Origin of the sequence: uncultured Gimesia sp., assembly GCF_963976445.1 — a bacterium.
In the GTDB taxonomy this organism is placed as follows: domain Bacteria; phylum Planctomycetota; class Planctomycetia; order Planctomycetales; family Planctomycetaceae; genus Gimesia.
In genome coordinates, this window is record NZ_CAXBKP010000001.1 from 229,096 (window position 1) to 248,953 (window position 19,858).

A 19,858-nucleotide genomic window follows, 5' to 3' on the forward strand; every position below is an offset into this window, starting at 1 on the left:
AGGTGAGAAATTGAAAGGTCAGACGTCCAGAAGAAGAGAGTCGGACTCAGACTGATCCGCAAAACCATTAGCAACCACTATTTTTCGGATGATCTTTTCTATCTTTTACTTGACATGCGTAGTTTTGCTGCTGCACAATCAGTTTTAAATCTACCTATTTTAACAATAAAGCTTACATGTGGATTTTAATTAACGTGAACGAGATGACTTACCAAGTTCATCCTGGTCAACCCAACAACACATAAGTCACTAACTACATAAGAGTTATAATATCAACTTTTCTAAAATGAGCGACTCGCAATCAGCAGAGTTTCCTGTTTTGGCATGATATGGAAAGATGCAAATGATGTTTACGAGAATTAAACGTCGTCACCAGCCAAGTCGAATTGGTTCACTTCTCAGCTTCCTTCTCAACGGTCGAAACAACCGCTTGCGCAATCAACGTTTGAAGAAATCGTTATCCAATACGATTTCCATCGTCGAGTGCCTGGAAGACAGAACTCTCCTTTCAGCAAGCCATTCCTTATTCGATCCTAATATTTTTGGTGATACAGGAAACGTCGCGCCAATTGAATCCGGTAGCGCCAGTTCCGACGAATCGATTCCCCTTTCCAACCAGGAACTGGTCGAACTACAGGCAAATGCTCCCGTCACAGACGAAATAATACAGCTTGCTCTCACTGATCAGGGACAAGTAGATAACCCCCTTAATTTTCAAGCGTTTGCGACCAATGAAAATGAACCCATCGGGACAAATGGTTCAAACGATGTGATCGTTGATGCCCAACTGGTTTCTGGCTTTGGAACAGGCGCTAATGACGACCCAGAAGTCGATCTCGCCGGTTTTCTCGATAACGCTGCTTTTACACAGAATTTATCGTTATTCAATTTTCCCGAAGATGATGGCTCCATCTTGCTGGCTAATAATCTTGGTTTAATCGCAGGAGAACAAGTTCAACTCCTGAATGCAATTCTGGGAAATGGTGACTATGGCACCGGAGGCGCTGCGGGCACCGATTCTGGTGATTTTGATTTTTACCAAATTTCCAATGTACAGGCCGGAGAGCGCATCTCCGTTTTAGTGGAAGATTCAACGCAGTTTAATAATCTGGATCCGACTGTAAGTATTTACGCCAGCGATGGAACGCGTGTCGCATTCAATAACAATGGAATATTTGGATTTAGCAGCAGCCTGAATCATGTCGCATCAGTGGACGGTGATTATTACATTATGGTCAGCAGTGCTGGGACAGGCATCCCCGTTGATCCTTTGGATTCTTCCAGTGGTACTGGTGTAGGTACGGGTCCACGCGCAGAAGGTCTCTATGATCTTACCGTTGGTTTGAATGTAACCGATATCGATTATTATGCAGTTGAACTGGAAGCCGGCGACATTCTGGGCGCCAACGTTTATGGTGCGGGGCAAACCTTATCATTATATAGCCCGACGGGCCTGTTGATGTTTGGCTCTTCGCGTTTCCTGGCTGATCTCTATCCCGAAGACAGTCCCCTTCCCGGTGATGGAAACGCATCTGCTTCGATCGTAGCCCCTGTCAGCGGAACGTATTATGTTTCAGTGACTGGAGATCGCGGCCTGTATGACCTGCAGTTAAGGGCATTCCGTCCTGAACTGGAAACGCAAATGGTTGGTGCCGACTCCATTCAGACGCTCTTTATTGATTTTGACGGAGCCACTGTCGACCCTTCGACCTTTGATGATACACTGCGTTCCAGCACTGCAAATCTTTCCCCATTGAGTTCATTTCTCAGTGACTGGGCGCTGGATGCCTCAGACGAAGATGCCGTAATTGACGCGATCCTGGCAACGATTACTGAAAATTTTGCTGATATCGGAATAGATGGAAATAATGGTGACTTTGACTCTACCAATAATCCCGGCGACTATGGTATCCGGATTTTAAACAGCCGTGATCATGCAGATCCGTTTGGCCAGGAAAATGTCAGTCGGGTCGTTGTGGGTGGTACGATCTCGGAACTGGGAATCTTTACGATCGGTATTGCAGAATCCATTGATGTCGGAAACTTTGATACAACAGAAGATTCGGTCGTGCTGCTGGACTTACTCAGCAGTACCAACGCAGCCGACCCGAACTCTCTCAATAATATTTTGAGCAATTTTAACACCCCCAAGGCCGATTTGATTGGTATTGCCGTTGGAAATATTGTCTCTCATGAAGCAGGACACTTCTTCGGTTTATGGCATACCTATAACTTCAGTTTTTCAGAAGAACAAATTATTGACGTGGGTGGCGACATTGGAAACACCATCGGAATTGGTGACGACGACATCTTTGGTACTCCCGATGATAATGAGGATGTCGACTTTGGAACTGATTTCCTGTATGAATTCATCGGAACTCAAGACAGCATTAACACCTTGGCATTTGGATTGTCAACGGGTGCCGACTATGGTCGTGATTTTGGAGATGCACCAGCCATCTACCCGACTTTACTCGCCGACGATGGCGCCAGGCATACCCTGGAAGGCAACCTCAGACTCGGTGCCTTGATTGATCTGGATGCTGACGGAATCCCCAGCCTCGATGCCTCAGGTGATGGCAGTGATGATGATGGTATTGTCTTCCTCTCCAACGGCATTTCTGAAAGTGATGTCTTCTCTACATTTGAAGTAGAAGTAACCGGTGATGGTTATCTGCAAGGCTGGATCGATTTCAATGGTGATGGAGACTGGGATGACGTTGGCGAGCAGATCACCACTGATGAATTTCTAACTTCCGGCGTGCATACGATTCAGTTCGCAGTTCCTTCAGGAGCCGCATTCGTTGTGGGTGAAACGTTTGCCCGCTTCCGATTCAGTTCACAGGCAGGGCTGGGTGTGACTGGTCTTGCCCCCGACGGTGAAGTCGAAGACTACCGTGTTGATTTGACAGTTTCCCGCTTCGGAACAATCACATTTGATGCCACAGAATACGAAGCTGGTAATTTAATTACGATTACCGCCACTGATGGCGACTTACTGGGAGCCGGTACGGTCGACGTGCTGGTCACATCATCTGGTGGAGATTCCGAGACGGTGACTTTGACAGAGGTCGCTGGATCAGGTGGTGTCTTTGTGGGAACGATTCTTTCTTCACCTGGGACAGTTGTGACCGAAGATGGAATTCTGGAAGTTGTCTTTGGTGAAACCATCACAGCAGCCTACGACGATGCGGACACCGGCCAAGGTCAGCCTGGAAACTATCTGGGTGAATTTGTCTCAACAGGTTTGAACAGCCCACGCGATATTGTATTTGGCCCACTGGGTGACCTTTATGTGAGCAACGGCTTTGAAAATTCAAACGGATCTGACCACACAGTAGAACGTTTTGACGGCCAGACCGGAGCGCCTGAAGGTTCATTTGTGATTCCCGGAGCAGGCGGAATTGATGTTCCTAGTGGAATGGCATTCGGACCTGATGGAAACCTGTATGTCGCCAGCACCGAAACCAACGAAATTCTGCGTTATGATGGTCAAACTGGAGCAATTATCGGAAATGGTATTTTCGCTTCAGGTATAAACGAACCAAGATTCATTACCTTTGGACCGGATGGAAATCTATATGTCGGTGAAACCGGTTTCCCGAGCGCTCGCATTCTGCAATTTGACGGCCTGGATGGTACCTTCCTGGGAGAATTTGTATCTCAACTCGAAGGCGGCATGGGTATCCCCTACGGGATGGTCTTTGACTCCTCTGGCAACCTGTATGTCGCCAGCTTTAGTACCAATGAAATCCTGAAGTTTGATTCCAACGGTGATGTTGTTCCTGGTGGGCCATTCATTGCCGCTGGTACGGGCGGGCTGGCGAATCCACGTGGTCTGACGATTGGCCCTGATGGATTACTCTATGTTGCCAATGGTGCAACCGAAAGTATTCTCCGGTTCGATCCTGACACAGGCGACTTTATCAACAATTATACCTTCGGAATCAATATTCAGCTCCCTTATAGTGTGACGTTCGGGCCAGACAATAATTTGTATGTCGTCGATAGCGACCTAGGCGTAGTTCTGAAATTCGCAGGTCCGTTTGGAACAACAACTCCCCAAACAATTACTGATACCGCACTCATTGTAACCAACAGTGGCATCGACTTTGGTGATGCTCCTGCCTCTTTCCCGAATCTTCTGGCAGAAGACGGTGCACGCCACGCAATCAATGCGAATGGTCTGTTTCTGGGCCAGGGAGTCACTGCAGATGCTGACGGACAGGAATCCCCTACTGCTAGCGGCGATGATGATGATGGAGTTCTATTGAACCCAATCATCGCCGGAGATGCTGCATCAACGGTGACGGTATTCTCAACAGGCAGCGGTTTCATTGATGCCTGGATCGATTTCAATGGCAATGGAATCTGGGAAGCCAATGAGCAGGTACTCAGCAGCCATGCTGTTGTTGCCGGTAGTAACTCTGCTTCGATCGTACTACCATTAGGAGTTGTTGTCGGCGAAGTTGCCGCTCGATTCCGTTTGAGTTCAGCCGGTGGTTTATCTGCAACCGGTGCTGCAGCTGATGGTGAAGTCGAAGATTATCTCGTTACAGTAATACCGCAAAACTTCACCGGCTTACTGCCAGACCCCAATCGTCCCGGTAAATCGGCTTTGTTCATAACAGGTACGCAGGGCCATGACCTCATTGAGATCACGCAAAATCTTGCAGGCCAGATCCAGGTTAAAATCAATCATGTCATTATCGTAAATCCAGCTGATTCACTACCGTATTTCATACCTACGGGTGGCGTCTATGCCTGGGGCCTGGGTGGCAATGACGTGATCAAAGCTGATGATCAATTCTACAACAGAGAGTCCATGTTCTTTGGCGGTCTCGGAAATGACACCCTGCAAGGTGGCTGGGGGAATGATGTCTTGGTCGGCGGAGATGGAAACGACATCATCGAAGGCGGCCCTGATGGCTTTGACATTCTGATTGGTGGCTACGGAGCCGACTTTGTTCGTGGTCATAACGAAGCAATTTACACCAACTACGGAGACAATGGAGATATTCTGATCGGTGGTGCGACTGTCTATGACAACGGTTTAGCTCAACTCTTCGGAATCTACGCTGAATGGATTAATGCAGAACCGTTTGGTGATCGTGTCGAAAATATTCGCACACGCGTCGATAACACAGTTGCAGGCGTAAATAATATCAAACTTGACAGCACCACTGTCTTCAACGATGGAGAGATCGATCAGCTCTATGGGGCTGTTGCCCGTGGTGATGACTGGTTCCTGCTGGACCTGGGGCTGGACATCAACAATGCCGGTGCTCACGATATTCGTAACTGATACCGACACCCAAGACTAAAATTTAAGGCGGCCTCTTTGCTTTCAGAGAGGCCGCCTTTTTTTAACGAACGCGATTCAGCAAGCTGTTTACCAACGTTCCACCGGACCATTCGGTGTTCTGATTAATGCCGTAGGAACGGAAGACGCGCGCTCGCCATGTCGCAGACGAATTTGCGCGACGATATCATGAAACTCATCAATCGACTCAATCCGTCGCAACCGGTCTTCCAGATCTTCGGGAATCCCCAGCCGGGCTCCGTACCAGGCGGCAAATTTACGGACCAGCATGCAACCATAGTCGTCATGCTGTTCGACCATCAGAGTAAAATGGCGCACCAGAAATTGAAGCTGCTCTTCCATCGTCGGTTCTGAGACCAGTGCTTCACCCTTTACCGTCTGTTCAATTTTACGAAATATCCACGGATCCATCATGGCCCCGCGCCCGATGGAAACCGCTTCACAGCCTGTTTCGTTTCTCATGTGAAATGCATCTTCGACGGTGCAAACATCGCCGTTACCAACCACAGGAATCTGCTGGACGGCTTCCACCGTCTGCCTGATCCCGTCGAGATCAACGGTTCCGCCAAATCCCTGATTGCGCGTCCGACCGTGAATGGTAATCGCGGCCACGCCGGCTTTTTCGAATTCTCTGGCCAGCAGTGGTGCGGTAATGGAATCCCGGTCCCAGCCGAGACGCATTTTGACAGTCACGGGAATGGAAACCGCATCGACGACATCAGCCACCATCTGACAGGCCGCATCCGGCGCACACATAATCCGCGCGCCGCCTCCATTTCCATTGACCTTAGCCATCGGGCAGCCCATGTTGATGTCGACGGCTTCATAGCCCTGCTGCTCTAACCAGCGTGCACCGACTACCAACTCTGAAGCGATGCCGCTAAAAATTTGTACTGTCAGCGGGTTGTCTTCTGCAGAGGTTTTCAGCAGTGCCTTCGCTTTGCGACTGCGGGAAAGCATTTGCGAAGCCAGCACCAGATCGGTGGTACATAAGCCCACGCCCCCTATTTCACGTAATGCAACGCGGAATGCATGCTGCGTATATCCGGCCAGTGGTGACAGAAAGTAACGAGAGCTAAGCAGTCGATTACCAATTTGGATTTCTGGAGATTCCGTGGAACTCCATTTGATCAGAGACATGAGACGGTTTTTACTTCGATCTAACCACGCAGGCGTTTAATTGAGTAACCTTAATATGTTTTCCAGCGGTAATCCTACTACATTCGACAGGCTTCCTTCAATACGGCTCACAAAAATACTGCCTGCCCCCTGAACTGCATAACCGCCGGCCTTGCCCACAGATTCCTCTAAAGAAAGATACCATTCCAGATGTCTATGCACGTAATCCCGATCATGAAAGGTCACAAAGGTTTGCGATATTTCTGTTCTCAGCTGCCCTGCTTCGCGAACACAGAGTCCCGTGATGACACGGTGAGTCTTCCCCGCAAAGTCTTCTAAAAACCAGTCTCGAACCGTCTGTTTCCATTCCGGTCCTGCGGGAGGTTGCCCCAATACGAGATAGCTTGAATCTTGTCGCTGAATGACCACGATTGTATCCGCAGTTAAAATCAGTCCGGTGACTGTTCCTCCCTGATTGACCTGCTGAAAGACATCGTTGTTTTTGGTGGTGCAAATCGAAATCAGTCTCTGTTGAATGGCATCCAGATCACAAAGCCGATCAAAGCCTGCCTCTTCGGAATTGAGTGGCGGAATAATTTCAATCGACGCTTCCGGAATGATTTGCGAGAGCAACTCTTTTCGACGTGGAGATCGGGACCCCAGAATGATCTTTTCAAACGTCATTTTCCACTCTCTTTAGATCAAGACAGAAATATTAAACTCAAAATGGTGGCGATCACCCCTATCACGCCCAGCGTAATCCACCAGCTTGGGCGTTCACTGAAAGGATGGGTATTTTTCGTGACATACTCACCACAAATCGGGCAAGAGACCGCATCTTCATAGATCTCTGCCCCGCAGTTGGAACAGACCACCGTTTCGGTTTCATCATCGTCATCAAATTCTGAATCGTCGTCCCACTCCGCTTCGTCGTCATCGTCATCGTCATCGCCCCAGCTTTGATTCATACCTGTCTGCTTTCAGAAATTTCTGCCTGCCTGTTTTTCGAAGTGTTCAGTCAAAACAAAATGACTATGACGGGGAGTCTAGTATGGTTCAAGGATTTGCAAACCAATCATACAACAGTTTCAGGAATATTTATTATTCCAAGGCGATTCCGGCGTTTTTTTCGTGTAAATAATGTTGAGAAACATATCCCCAACTGTCTATAATAGACATGTATGCATGATTACGGGTATTTTAATTCCCCCCATCCAGATTGATGCCATTCTTTATTTTTTTACTTCCATAGCTAGCTTACCAGCCAAGGAGAAATGATGCCGCTTCGCACATCACCCCCAGGTAAACGGTCCGGCTTTACGCTGATTGAACTTCTCGTCGTAATTGCGATCATTGCGATTTTGATTGCCTTACTACTTCCTGCGGTGCAACAGGCACGTGAAGCAGCGCGTCGCAGTACCTGCAAAAATAATATGAAACAACTTGGGTTAGCACTTCATAACTACCATGATACTCATCGGACCTTTCCTCCCGGTTCGATTGCCGCCAGTCCGTCATTTTCCTTTAGTGGTACTACATGGTGTTCCGCTCCCCTAACAAACGCGCGTGCTCCCTGGACCGTCATGGTGCTGCCTTACATGGATGAAGCCCCGCGTTACAATACGTTCGATTTTGAAAGCACATTTCCAACATCCTCTAATGTTCCCGGTTCGACGACAAATTTTAACGCGTTTAAACGGGGCCTGAATAAATTCCAGTGCCCCTCCGATTCGAATTCCGGATCGGGTGTCAATAACCTGAATTACTTTGGTGTTCAGGGAGGGGGGCCGACTCCAGTCTGTAGTAATCAGTCCGGAGGGCGTGTGTTCTATATCAATGGTATGTTACATCTTAACTCAAATGTCCGAGTTCGCGATGTCACCGATGGAACGACGAATACGTTTCTGTTAGCGGAATCAAAATATGGATTGAACCCTAAAAGTCGTGGGGACGGAATTCACGCTGGTTGGGCCTCTGGTACCAAACTCGATTCGTACGGAAATCCCTACACAATGGTCGCAGCAGAATTACAAATCAATTCTATTCCCGGCCATGCGGGGAAACAGGATACCATCAATCAGTTTTCGCGTTTGTTTGGCAGTTTTCATGTAGGGGGTTGCCATGTGACTCTTGGTGATGGCTCTGTCCGTTTTATCAGCGAAAATATGGATCTCAACACTTATCACCTCCTGGCTCAGCGTGATGACGGAGAAGTTGTTGGTGAATTTTAATGAACTGACTCCCACCTGTTCTCCATTTCCCGCAGACTTTGATTCAGGAATTTTCGCATGATTCGTATCGGTCTTTCTGTTTTCCGTACTCGTATCAATCAGGCTTTAGCGGCGTGCTGTCTTGTTTATATCTGCCTGTTGCTGACAGGATGCGGCGGAGGACAAAATACGGACGGCCCCCAACGTTATGGGCTCGAGGGAACTGTGATTTTCGAAGGTACCCCGGTGCCCAAAGGAGAGATTTCCTTTCGCCCGGATCCTTCAGCCGGTAATCGGGGTCCGGGTGGATACGCTGTGATCGAGCAAGGCAAATTTAAAGTAGAAGCTGACAAAGGAGTCGTCGGCGGCGATTATATCTTTTCGATCACCGGTTATGACGGAGTTCCAATAGCGACCCCGGACTTTGGTGAACCGAGTGAAACGGGTAAAATGCTCTTTGCCAATGTTGAAATCAAAAAAGTGCTACCAAAAGAAGATTCCGAAATCGAGCTGGAAATTCCTGTCCCAAAGAATAAGTAGCTATTTTTTCCGCATCGCAACCTGCGCTGATTCAAATCTCTCCCTCCCCGACACGATTCTGATTTGTGAATTTTCATTTTTGCGCGTGAGATATTGAAATCATTCGGTATTCAACACCGAGTTGTCGTCTTTATTGAATGACGTTGAATTACACAGACCATTTCATCTATGCGCTTCTCACATCGGCATTCCTGGATATTAAGCTCCAGTCAGAAATGTCTCACAGCCTGGTCTCACTCATCAGCCAACACACTTTTTGTACATATTAAAATCATTCGCTATTTCTCATTCAACATACTGGAGAGTCTTGATGCAGTTTACCCTGTTAAATCCGGCCAAGCGGCGTGGATTTACTTTGATCGAATTACTCGTCGTGATCGCCATTATCGCGATCTTAATCGCTTTATTACTTCCTGCCGTACAACAGGCCCGTGAAGCGGCACGACGTAGCACGTGCAAAAATAATCTGAAGCAAGTCGGGATTGCCCTGCATAATTACCATGAAACCCACCGCTGCTTTCCTTCAGGCTGGGCTCAGCCATCAACAGCTTCAACCTGCCAGGCCAATTCAACGGCCCCCAGTGGCTGTCGTCCCGGCTGGGGCTGGGGAACAATGTTACTCCCCTTCATTGAGCAGGCGACTCTCTACAATGCACTTGATGTGCGGAGTACGCAGCTGGTCGTCCCCCCTTCAGATGCCTCCAAGACGACGATTCCGATCTTTCGCTGCCCTTCCGATTCAGGTAGTAAGCTGAACTCCGATCGAGGCGGCCATGCGACTTCGAATTACAAAGGAGTTTACGGGACCAGAGGCATCAATAGAACAGTGAATTCCAATCCGCACAACACCGCCGCCGGCGATGGATCTTTTTCGTCAAACAGTAGCACACGTCTGCGTGACATCACCGATGGTGCCAGCAATACAACCATGATTGGAGAAACCACCCGAGGCCGTGTGGGAAGTAACACCTATAACGGCGGCATCTGGGTTGGATATTACGATAATGGAAAAACCGCCTCTGTCGTCTGGCTCACCGAAAATCATCCGGCCGCGCTAATCAACGGAACCCGGGAATGGGCTTTCAGCAGCACCCACACGGGAGGAGCACACTTCCTGTTAGGCGATGGGGCAGTTCGCTTTTTGAGCGAAAATATTGACGGCACCACCTACGAAAACCTGGGAAGCATCAGTGACGGAAATGTGATTGGCGAATTCTGAACGAAAGCTTTAGTAGTGACATATTGCACATGTCATTTTTCGACGATTTAGGACCGAAACGACTTAATTATATTTATTAAGGTTCTCATTTTAAGTCGTTCTGAAGAATCGATTTCCTATTCGCATAAATTAAATTTATTTTGACACAACCTGTATTGGGAGTGCCTGACACTCCACTTATAATTTACGCACATTCCAACAAAAGTCCATTTCTTTTGATATTCCTTCCAAACGATATCAGCTCTAAATGACCTTTTAGTCTTGGTCCTCATATTCGACATTCCAAGGAGAGACGATGCAGCCTCGCACATCAAAACTGCGCTTCCGGTCCGGTTTTACACTGATCGAATTACTTGTTGTGATCGCGATCATTGCGATCCTGATTGCTCTGTTACTGCCGGCTGTACAACAGGCTCGTGAAGCCGCACGACGCAGTACCTGCAAAAATAATATGAAACAACTCGGACTGGCATTACACAATTATCATGATACCCACCGCAGCTTTCCTCCCGGTTCAATTTCGGCCAGCTCCTCTTTTTCATTCAATGGCAGCACCTGGTGTTCTACCCCGACAGCAGATGCACGCGCTCCCTGGACCGTGATGGTTCTGCCCTACATGGATGAAGCACCTCGCTATAATACCTTTAACTTTGAAGGTAAGTTCACAACATCTTCTAATGTTCCGGGAGTGACCGCTAATCATAATGCGTTTAAACTTGGAGTGAATAAGTACCAGTGCCCGTCCGACCCTAATTCCGGATCAGGTGTGAATAATCTCAACTACTTCGGCGTTCAGGGAGGTGGTACGACTCCTGCTTGTAGTACTCAGTTAGGAAGACGTGTCTTTTATACCAATGGCCTGTTACATCATCAGTCTAACGTAAGAATTCGCGATGTGACCGATGGGACAACGAATACATTTCTCTTAGCTGAATCAAAATACGGCCTGAATCCTCAAAGTCGTGGTGACAATATTCACGCCGGTTGGGCAGCAGGTACAAAACTTGATGCCAGCGGAAATACTTATGCACTGGTCGCGGCACAATTGCAGATTAATTCTGTCGCTGGTCATGCAGGAGATCATGACACTATCAATGAGTTCTCTCGCTTGTTTGGCAGTTTCCACATCGGAGGTTGTCATGTCACTCTAGGCGACGGTTCCGTACGTTTTATCAGCGAAAACATGGATCTCAACACCTATCATCTCCTGGCTCAACGCAACGACGGTGCAGTCATCGGTGAGTTTTAATTCACACTGGCTTTTACCTAAAATCTCACTTTGATTCAGGAATCATTCAATGCTGTACTCTCAGCTCAGACTACCGATCATCGATGTAAAACGAACATTATTCGTTTCCAGTTGCCTGCTCTCATGCCTATTGGTTTCAGGCTGTGGAGGGGGGGAGAATACAGATGGTCCTCAGCGTTTTCAATTAGAGGGAACTGTTACCTACGACGGTAATCCGGTTCCGAAAGGTGAAATCGCATTTCGCCCGGATCCCGCTGCAGGTAATAAAGGACCGGGTGGCTATGCCACGATTGACCAGGGAAAATTCACAGTAGCAACGGACAAGGGAGTCGTGGGAGGCGCTTATATTTTTACCATCTCAGGATTTGATGGAGTCCCGATTCCAGCATCAGACGTTGGTGAACCGACACTCGAAGGAAAAGCTCTATTTAGTAACATTGAAATTAAAAAAGAGCTTCCCAAAGAGGATTCCCAAATCGAACTGGAAGTTCCTGTGAACTCAAAGACAAAAAAGAAACCGAAGAAATAATCACTCTGCCGTTACAGACTCTGTTTTCATTCAAGGCATCCCCACGCAAGTCGTCGGGATGCCTTGGTTTTGAAAACTCACAATGATCTGAATTACAGGATGAATTTACTGAGATCTTCATCTTCAACGATGGCGTGCAGTTTTTCCTTCACATAAGCGGCGTCAATGGTCAGTTTTTTCGTCTTCAGGTCTGGTGCTTCAAAACTGACCTCTTCTAACAGACGCTCCAGAATCGTATGCAGCCGTCGTGCACCGATATTCTGTGTCGTTTGATTCACCTGAAACGCAATTTCTGCCAGCTCTTCCAGGCCGTCTTGTGCGAACTTAATCTTCAGCCCTTCCGTTTTCAGCAACGCCTGGTACTGCATCGTAATCGAACTGGATGGCTCTGTTAATATTCTCAGGAAGTCATCACGGGTCAGCTCCTGCAGTTCCACGCGAATCGGAAAGCGTCCCTGAAGTTCAGGCATCAAGTCGGAAGGCTTTGTCCGGTGAAAAGCGCCCGCTGCGATAAACAGCATATAATCAGTCTTTACAGAACCACTTCGCGTCTGCACGGTCGTGCCTTCGACAATGGGAAGTAAATCGCGCTGGACTCCCTGTCGACTTACATCACCGCCACGGCTCCCGCCTTCTTCGGACGTACAGATTTTGTCGAGTTCGTCGATAAAGACAATCCCGCTACGTTCTGCCAGTTCGATCGCTTCTTCGGCAATCGCGTCCTTATCCATCAAGCCTTCCACTTCCTGCTCCAGCAGTACTTTGCGTGCTTCTGCGACCGTCAGCTTGCGACTCTTGCTCTGTTGTGGCATGATTTTCTCGAACATGCCCTGCAGATCGACGTCCATCTGGTCCATACCCATATTGGAGAATACCTGCACGGGAGAGCTTTTTGGGTCAATCGAAATCTCGACCTCTTTCTCTTCCAGCTCTCCATTCTTCAACATTTTGCGAAACTTGTCGCGCGTGCGTTCATAGCGTTCTTTAGAATCGTCTTCTTTTCCCTCTTCTGTCGATTCACTATAAGAAGAATCCCATTCCGGGCGCGGTACCAGCAGATCGAGCAGTCGTTCTTCAACGCGGACTTGTGCCTTATCGACCAGTTCAACACGTTTCTTTTCGCGAACCAGATTCTTTGCCGAATCGACCAGATCGCGGACCATGCTCTCAACATCGCGACCGTAATAGCCGACTTCTGTATATTTGGTTGCTTCAACTTTGATAAACGGTGCATCGATCAACCGAGCCAGGCGACGGGTAATTTCTGTTTTCCCGACGCCGGTAGGCCCGATCATGATGATATTTTTGGGAGTAATTTCCTTACGAAGTTCTTCCGGAAGTTGCTGCCAGCGCCAGCGATTCCGCAGGGCAATCGCGACAGCGCGTTTTGCGTCATCCTGACCAACAATGTGTTTATCCAGCTCTGCGACAATCTGTCGCGGCGTTAACTCTTGCACGGAAGCTCCTCCACGATGATATTATTATTCGTATAGATATCGATTTCTGATGCGATACCTAAAGATGTTTTTACAATTTCGGCAGCCGACAAATCTGAATGAGCGACGAGTGCCCGGGCGGCAGCTGTCGCATAGTTACCACCTGAGCCAATGCCGATAATCCCGTCTGAGGGAATCACCACATCGCCCTGCCCTGTAATCAGCAGGCTATGCTCAGGATTAACAACCACGATTAATGCTTCCAGTTTTCGCAGTATCCGGTCGGTCCGCCAGTCGCGGGCGAGTTCCGTCGCAGCGCGTGGCATATTCCCTGGATAATCCTTGGCTTTGACTTCAAACCGTTCGAGTAACGAGAAGGCGTCTGCGGTCGAGCCGGCAAACCCACAAATGACTTGCCCATCGAGGATTTTGCGAATCTTGCGCGTGTCGCTTTTCATCACCGTATTACCATGAGTCACTTGCCCATCACCGCCAATGGCAACCTGCCCCTTATGTCGGACGGTTAAAATCGTCGTGGAACGCCATCTTTTTTTGTCTTTTGAACTCATAACTGCTTCACATTTCATAAATCAATGCTGATACAAAAACCCGGCAAAAGCCACGCAGGAACACCATAGATCAGAGCCCCCGGACATGCAAGGTCACTCAACCTGAATCATAGTCTGCAGAGATTGCGATTTTCAATGTCTCTCGCCAATAGCAGATTGATTTCGCCCAAAGGAACCATGATCCTGATTCTCCCTGATTATGAGTACGCAGGATCACCGTCGCAGGTTCACCGCGCATTAAAAAACCCTCCATTTTTTCAAAAAGAGGGTTTTTCAGATTCCATCTGCGACGATCAGATGAACAAACCAATCAGGCAAGGATTCCATGCGCCACATGACCGGCAACATCGGTCAAACGGAAGTCGCGTCCCGCGTAGCGATAGGTCAGTTTTTCATGATTCATGCCCAATAGATGCAGCAGCGTGGCATGGAAGTCATGAATGTGCATTTTATCTTTGGTTGCGTAGTAGCCAAATTCATCGGTGGCGCCATACTTGAGTCCACCTTTGACGCCGCCTCCGGCCAGCCACATGGTGAATCCTTCCGGGTTATGATCACGACCATTTTTCCCTTGCGCGGTGGGTGTGCGGCCAAATTCGCCCCCCCAGACAACCAGCGTATCTTTCAACAAACCGCGTTGCTTGAGGTCTTTCAATAACCCGGCGATTGGCTTATCGACCTCTTTCGCATTTTTACCGTGACCTTCCAAAAGATTGCCGTGCTGATCCCACTGTACTTTCTGGTCACTGTGCGATACTTGAATGAAGCGCACTCCCCGTTCGGCAAAACGGCGTGCCATCAGACACTGGCGACCGAAGTCAGCGGTTTTCTCTTCGTCCAGACCATACATCTTCCGCGTGGCTTCGGTTTCTCCCGAGATATCCTGGATCTGTGGCACTTCTTCCTGCATGCGGAACGCAAGTTCAAACGAACCAATGCGGTCTTCCAAAATTTGATTCGGTCCGGTCTCGTCCTGATGGAGGCGATTTAAATCGTTCAGGAATTCAACCTGCTTGCGTTGTACTTTACGAGAAAGAAAATTGTTTTTGATATATTCAATCTGAGCCTGCTTGGCTGCAACCGCAGCATTTCCGAGCGGCGTTCCCTGGTAGGGCGCCGGCAGGAAGGCAGAACTCCAGTTCTTTACGCCACCGTGGGCGAGCGTCGGGCAGATGGTAATAAACCCCGGCAGGTTCTGGTTCTCCGTCCCCAGACCATACGTCACCCACGACCCGATACTGGGACGCACAAATGCATCACTGCCGGTATGCAGTTTGAGCGAAGCGCCCCCATGTGCGGCGTTGGTTCCATGTAACGAGTTGATGATACAAAGATCATCCACGCATTCAGCAACATTCGGAAAGAGTTCACTGACGTGAATTCCACTTTCGCCATACTGCTTGAACTTCCACGGCGATTTCAACAAGTTTCCGGTCGGTGCAAACTGGACGCGAGGTTTATCAAACGGGAACGGTTTACCATCATACTTCTGCAGTTGAGGCTTGTAATCAAACGTATCCATGTGGGACGGCCCCCCCTTCATGAACAGGAAGATCACACGTTTGGCCCGCGGTGTGAAATGCGGCTCTTTCGGGGACAATGGATCTTTGGCGGATGCAGCCTGCGTTTCCTCATTTAACATCGACAGCAACGCGAGGTTCCCAAAACCAACGGCTGATTTTTTCAACAGATCGCGGCGGGAAAATAGTGATTGAGGTAGGATGCTCATGGCGTCTCTCGATTGATCTCTATAGTTATGACTTTGTTATTCAAGTTTGTCTCGCATCCAGGTTATCTGAGATAGATAAATTCACTCGATGCAAACAGGGACTGACAGAGCACCTGCCAGCTGCGATGGATGCGTTTCTCTGAATCGGTTTGCTCCGCCTGCAACTCATTATCCAGCTCATCGAGGAACTGCAATGATTTGCTGACTTCTAATTCCGTCGGTACACGTCCAAACGATTTTAAAAACAGTTGTTGAATCTTTTGTTCTGGAGATAATGCCGTCTGATGCAACACCTCATCCGCCATACGCTGTGAAGCCTCTTCGACGAGGTGGCTATTCAACAGAAACAGCGCCTGTGGTGCCACGGTGGTTGAGGAGCGATTGCCATTTAATACACTGGCATCCGCATAGTCAAACAACATAAACATGCCGAACAGATGGTTTCGAATCACCGGGAGATAAATTGATCGTCTGTTAAAATCATACGTCACGGCATCTTTGGATTCATGATTAAAGACAAACGCACGGTTCTCAACCGTCAGTAGTGAGCCCCCCATTGTCGGATCCAGCCCGTCACTGACTGACAGAATTGAATCCCGAATAGATTCGGCATCCAGACGACGGACATCGACCCGCCACATCAGACTATTCTCAGGATCGATGCTGGCGGCTTTCTCATTGAATTCACTACTCATCTGCCAGGTATTCGAAAGCAGAATCATGCGATGCAGTTTTTTAATCGACCAGCCCTCGTCCATCAAACTGGCGGCCATCCAGTCGAGCAAAGGTTGGTTCGTCGGTTTCGCACCCAGTTTTCCGAAGTTATCCGGGGTCGCGACGATTCCTTTACCAAAGTGCCAGCGCCAGACGCGGTTCACAAAGACGCGCGATGCAAGCGGATGGTCGCGGCTCGTAAGCCATTCCGCGAACTTCAAACGACCGCTCTGCTCTTTCGAAAATGGTTTTTGTGACTGTGGGCTCAGAACGACAGGAACATGTCGCGGAACCGTATCCCCCAATGTCAGATGGCTGCCTCGAATATGAATAGGAACATCGATAATTTCCCGTTCGGTTGCGCCGAGTGCAGTGGGAACCTCGGGGCGTTCTTTTTTCAACGATGCCACTTTATCGCGAATTGTTTTGAGTTCTGCTTTTGCATCTTTGGAATAAGAGGGCTCTGGTTTCTTCGGCAGTTTAAAATCTTTCCCCCCTTCTTTCAGCAGGCGTTCGTTTTCCGATTTCACCAGGGCGGCGATTTTAGTTTCTTCCGCTTTGATATTCTGGTCCCAGTCGGCCTGCTCTTTGAGTTCTGCTTCGGTGGCGAGTGAATTTTCATGCCAGCGGGCGATCTTCTTGTAATGCTCCATTGTTTTGGTGCTTTTCAAGATTCCTGCCATGCCGTAATAATCGTGGGCCGAAATGGGATCGAATTTGTGATCGTGGCAGCGGGCACAACCTATCGTCATCCCCATCAGGGAGACGCCGATCGTGTTGATCTGCTCGTCAATGATATCCATCTCCATTTTGGTTTCATCGACTTCAGCTAAAACTTTGGGGCCCAGTGACAGGAAACCGGTCGCAGTCAAACGCTCATTGCGTTCTTCGACATTCTTAGCGGGTTCCAGTAGATCACCGGCCAATTGTTCTTTGAGAAACAGATCATAGGGTTTGTCTTTGTTCAACGCATTGACAACGTAGTCGCGATATTTCCAAGCGTTGCCAAAGGCAATATTTTCGTCCAGGCCATTGGAATCGGCATAGCGGGCAATGTCTAACCAGTGCCGTCCCCAGTGCTCGCCATAATGGGGTGACGCAAGCAAACGATCCACGACATTCTCAAATGCCTGTGGTGATGTATCGTTCAGAAATTCATCAATCTCTTCGGGCGTCGGCGGCAGTCCGGTTAGGTCGAATGTCGTCCGGCGAATCAGCGTGCGTTTATCAGCAGGTTTCGCAGGCGTCAGTCCGGCCTGTTCCAGTTTTTGTAATACAAACTGGTCGATCGGAGTTTTCACCCAGTCCTTTTGTTTAACAGCAGGCAGTGCCGACTTTTTAACCGGCTGAAAGGACCAGAACTGACGTTCTTTTTCCAGGTCATAATTTCCTTTTTTACTGGACGGCCGGAGCAGACTGAGATCCGCATTAGGATAAGGCGCGCCCATTTTGACCCAGTTGGTTAGATCTTCGATTTCCTGCTTGCTCAGTTTCTCATCGGGTGGCATCTGTAAATCCGACGATTGATATTTCACAGCCGTGATCAACAAGCTTTGTTCTGGTTTACCGGGAACAAGCAGAGAACCCGCTTTGCCACCTTGGGCGATGCCTTTGAATGTATCGACGCGTAACCCGGACTCCTGCTCATCTGCCCCATGGCAGTCGTAACAGTGTTTGATTAAGAGCGGCCGGATCTTTGCTTCAAAAAACTGAATCTGTTGCGGATTCGATTGCTTCTCTGCTGCAGAGACTTGAGAAACACTCAACACAACGACTGCGATCAATAACCCGGCGGGAGACGGTTTTACGAACGAAAAGAAACGATCTCGTAAACGAGCAGGCATCTTCATTATTATTCCCAGCAGTTTGAGGTAGGAACCACATTTTATTTGATGAGCGCTTATCTCTCACCCCAACAATTGGTGGCTTGTGCGTGAAGGTAAGAATGTTTGAAGAATGAATTTATGCTTACCTTACTATTATATTCCATTTGGTTCAGAAATCAGCAAAAATACATATTTTAAATGGTTTCCAGGCAATATTTTGACCGATTTTGGGGCTAACTTGCCGCATTTCCGATATAACTTTTCGATAGTGCCACATGTAACTCGCGCAGGAATGTTTCCACATCCTCCAGCGTATTGTAACCATGCAAGGCAACACGAATTCGTCCCGCGTGATACATGGGATGGATTTGTTTACTGTGTAAGTGTTGATAAATTCGTTCGGCTTCTGGGTGCTGAAACGCAATGATGCCCGCCAGGTTTTCCGACTGTGTGGGTGAAATCAGTTCGACGGATGTCTGCTTAAGGCCTTCCAGGCACGCTTCAACGAGGGGTGTTGCCGCCCGATTGATATTTTCGACACCGGTCTTAGTGATATAGTCCAACGCCGCGCGAATGGCATACACGGCCGGATAGTTTGGCATGCCCACCGTAAAGCTGGCTGCGCCCGGCAGGCTTTCCGCTTTTTCAAAACGCTGATCGCCAAAGGCATCTTTCAGATTGAACCAGCCCCCCGCAGGCACGGTCCACTCATTTGCCCTCGATGAAGGGACACCGACAAGACCGCCGCCATGTGAAGCCAGAATCCATTTATGCGTGCTGCTGATAACCAGGTCGATGCCTTCCAGATCGAGGGGAATGCGCCCCAGGGCCTGCGTGACGTCCAGTGCAATTAGAGCGGACGAATGCTGGCGAATCGTCTGGATGACTTCCTTCAACGGTATTTTGAAGCCGTTAAAAAAACTGACGAGCGAGATACTCACCACGCGTGTTTTCTCATTCAGTAGTGCCTGTAAATCATCCAGATGCAATTCCCAGTCGCGGGCTTTCCAGACCTTCGTCGTCGCTGGACAGCTTTGTTGTAAGCCGAAGGTATAACTGGCGGGGAAGTCTAAATCACTGACGATGACTTCATCACCCGCTTTGAGCTGCAATGCCAGATACGCCAGGTTGAATGCTTCGGAACTACAGGAGCAGATACTGACTTCGTTTGAACTCAGGCCGTACATTTGCGCGACTAACGCTTTGGCGGCATCCCACTGTGCTTCATGCAGGGTGCGGCCGTCCATTCCCAGGAGTTTATCCTGAAAATACTGCTGAAATGCTTCTCCCACTGCCAGCGGGGGAATCCCCTCGGCGGCGCTATTTAAATAGACGCGTTCCGACAAACTGGGAAAGTCCTGTTGTCGTTTTTGTTGATCCAGCATGAAAACTCCG

The 19,858-nt window shown here is 48.7% G+C and carries 14 protein-coding genes; 6 read left to right on the forward strand and 8 right to left on the reverse strand.

The features are described 5' to 3' along the window. Positions 1 to 343 precede the first annotated feature (343 nt). On the forward strand, positions 344 to 5,305 hold the full coding sequence (locus tag AAC022_RS00935) for a GEVED domain-containing protein (protein WP_339727089.1): 4,962 nt from the start codon (positions 344 to 346) through the stop codon (positions 5,303 to 5,305). An 87-nt stretch (positions 5,306 to 5,392) separates the two neighbouring features. On the opposite strand, the gene AAC022_RS00940 is transcribed toward AAC022_RS00935, so the two are convergent. From AAC022_RS00940 to AAC022_RS00950, 3 genes are read right to left on the reverse strand one after another with little or no spacing between them, the layout of a single operon-like run. Further along, positions 5,393 to 6,463, reverse strand: a complete 1,071-nt coding sequence (locus AAC022_RS00940) for a tRNA-dihydrouridine synthase (RefSeq protein WP_339727091.1) — start codon at positions 6,461 to 6,463, stop codon at positions 5,393 to 5,395. A gap of 36 nt (positions 6,464 to 6,499) precedes the next feature. Further along, on the reverse strand, positions 6,500 to 7,126 hold the full coding sequence (locus AAC022_RS00945; RefSeq protein ID WP_339727093.1) for a Maf family protein: 627 nt from the start codon (positions 7,124 to 7,126) through the stop codon (positions 6,500 to 6,502). Between the two features lie 17 nt (positions 7,127 to 7,143). Continuing rightward, entirely contained in the window at positions 7,144 to 7,410 is a 267-nt protein-coding gene (locus AAC022_RS00950) for a zinc ribbon domain-containing protein (protein ID WP_339727096.1), read from the reverse strand. A 306-nt stretch (positions 7,411 to 7,716) separates the two neighbouring features. Here AAC022_RS00950 and AAC022_RS00955 point away from each other — a divergent pair, with 306 nt between their 5' ends. From AAC022_RS00955 to AAC022_RS00975, 5 genes are all read left to right on the forward strand, one after another. Then, positions 7,717 to 8,673, forward strand: coding sequence for a DUF1559 domain-containing protein (locus AAC022_RS00955; protein WP_339727098.1), 957 nt, complete (start codon positions 7,717 to 7,719; stop codon positions 8,671 to 8,673). Between the two features lie 57 nt (positions 8,674 to 8,730). Next, the gene (locus tag AAC022_RS00960) at positions 8,731 to 9,192 is read left to right on the forward strand and encodes a hypothetical protein (RefSeq protein WP_339727100.1); all 462 of its coding nucleotides are present in this window, start codon (positions 8,731 to 8,733) and stop codon (positions 9,190 to 9,192) included. A gap of 310 nt (positions 9,193 to 9,502) precedes the next feature. Beyond that, positions 9,503 to 10,411, forward strand: a complete 909-nt coding sequence (locus AAC022_RS00965) for a DUF1559 domain-containing protein (RefSeq protein ID WP_339727102.1) — start codon at positions 9,503 to 9,505, stop codon at positions 10,409 to 10,411. A gap of 295 nt (positions 10,412 to 10,706) precedes the next feature. After that, positions 10,707 to 11,660 (forward strand): DUF1559 domain-containing protein, encoded by a 954-nt coding sequence (locus AAC022_RS00970; protein ID WP_339727105.1) that lies wholly within the window; start codon positions 10,707 to 10,709, stop codon positions 11,658 to 11,660. 49 nt (positions 11,661 to 11,709) lie between these two features. After that, positions 11,710 to 12,189 carry a hypothetical protein gene (locus tag AAC022_RS00975; protein ID WP_339727107.1) on the forward strand — a complete coding sequence of 160 codons (480 nt, stop codon included), beginning with the start codon at positions 11,710 to 11,712 and terminating at the stop codon, positions 12,187 to 12,189. A 92-nt stretch (positions 12,190 to 12,281) separates the two neighbouring features. Here AAC022_RS00975 and hslU read toward each other — a convergent pair whose 3' ends face one another. The 5 genes from hslU to AAC022_RS01000 all read right to left on the reverse strand — a co-directional run bounded on the left by hslU (position 12,282) and on the right by AAC022_RS01000 (position 19,848). Next, positions 12,282 to 13,646, reverse strand: a complete 1,365-nt coding sequence (gene hslU / locus AAC022_RS00980) for an ATP-dependent protease ATPase subunit HslU (RefSeq protein ID WP_339727109.1) — start codon at positions 13,644 to 13,646, stop codon at positions 12,282 to 12,284. Beyond that, complete coding sequence (gene hslV, locus AAC022_RS00985; RefSeq protein ID WP_339727110.1) at positions 13,634 to 14,194, reverse strand: ATP-dependent protease subunit HslV; 561 nt, start codon at positions 14,192 to 14,194, stop codon at positions 13,634 to 13,636. Before hslV ends, hslU begins: the two co-directional genes overlap by 13 nt. 310 nt (positions 14,195 to 14,504) lie before the next feature. Continuing rightward, the gene (locus AAC022_RS00990; protein WP_339727112.1) at positions 14,505 to 15,923 is read right to left on the reverse strand and encodes a DUF1501 domain-containing protein; all 1,419 of its coding nucleotides are present in this window, start codon (positions 15,921 to 15,923) and stop codon (positions 14,505 to 14,507) included. 62 nt (positions 15,924 to 15,985) lie between these two features. Beyond that, positions 15,986 to 18,481, reverse strand: coding sequence for a PSD1 and planctomycete cytochrome C domain-containing protein (locus AAC022_RS00995; protein ID WP_339727114.1), 2,496 nt, complete (start codon positions 18,479 to 18,481; stop codon positions 15,986 to 15,988). Positions 18,482 to 18,696: 215 nt separating this feature from the next. Then, complete coding sequence (locus AAC022_RS01000) at positions 18,697 to 19,848, reverse strand: aminotransferase class V-fold PLP-dependent enzyme (protein ID WP_339727116.1); 1,152 nt, start codon at positions 19,846 to 19,848, stop codon at positions 18,697 to 18,699. Positions 19,849 to 19,858 lie beyond the last annotated feature (10 nt).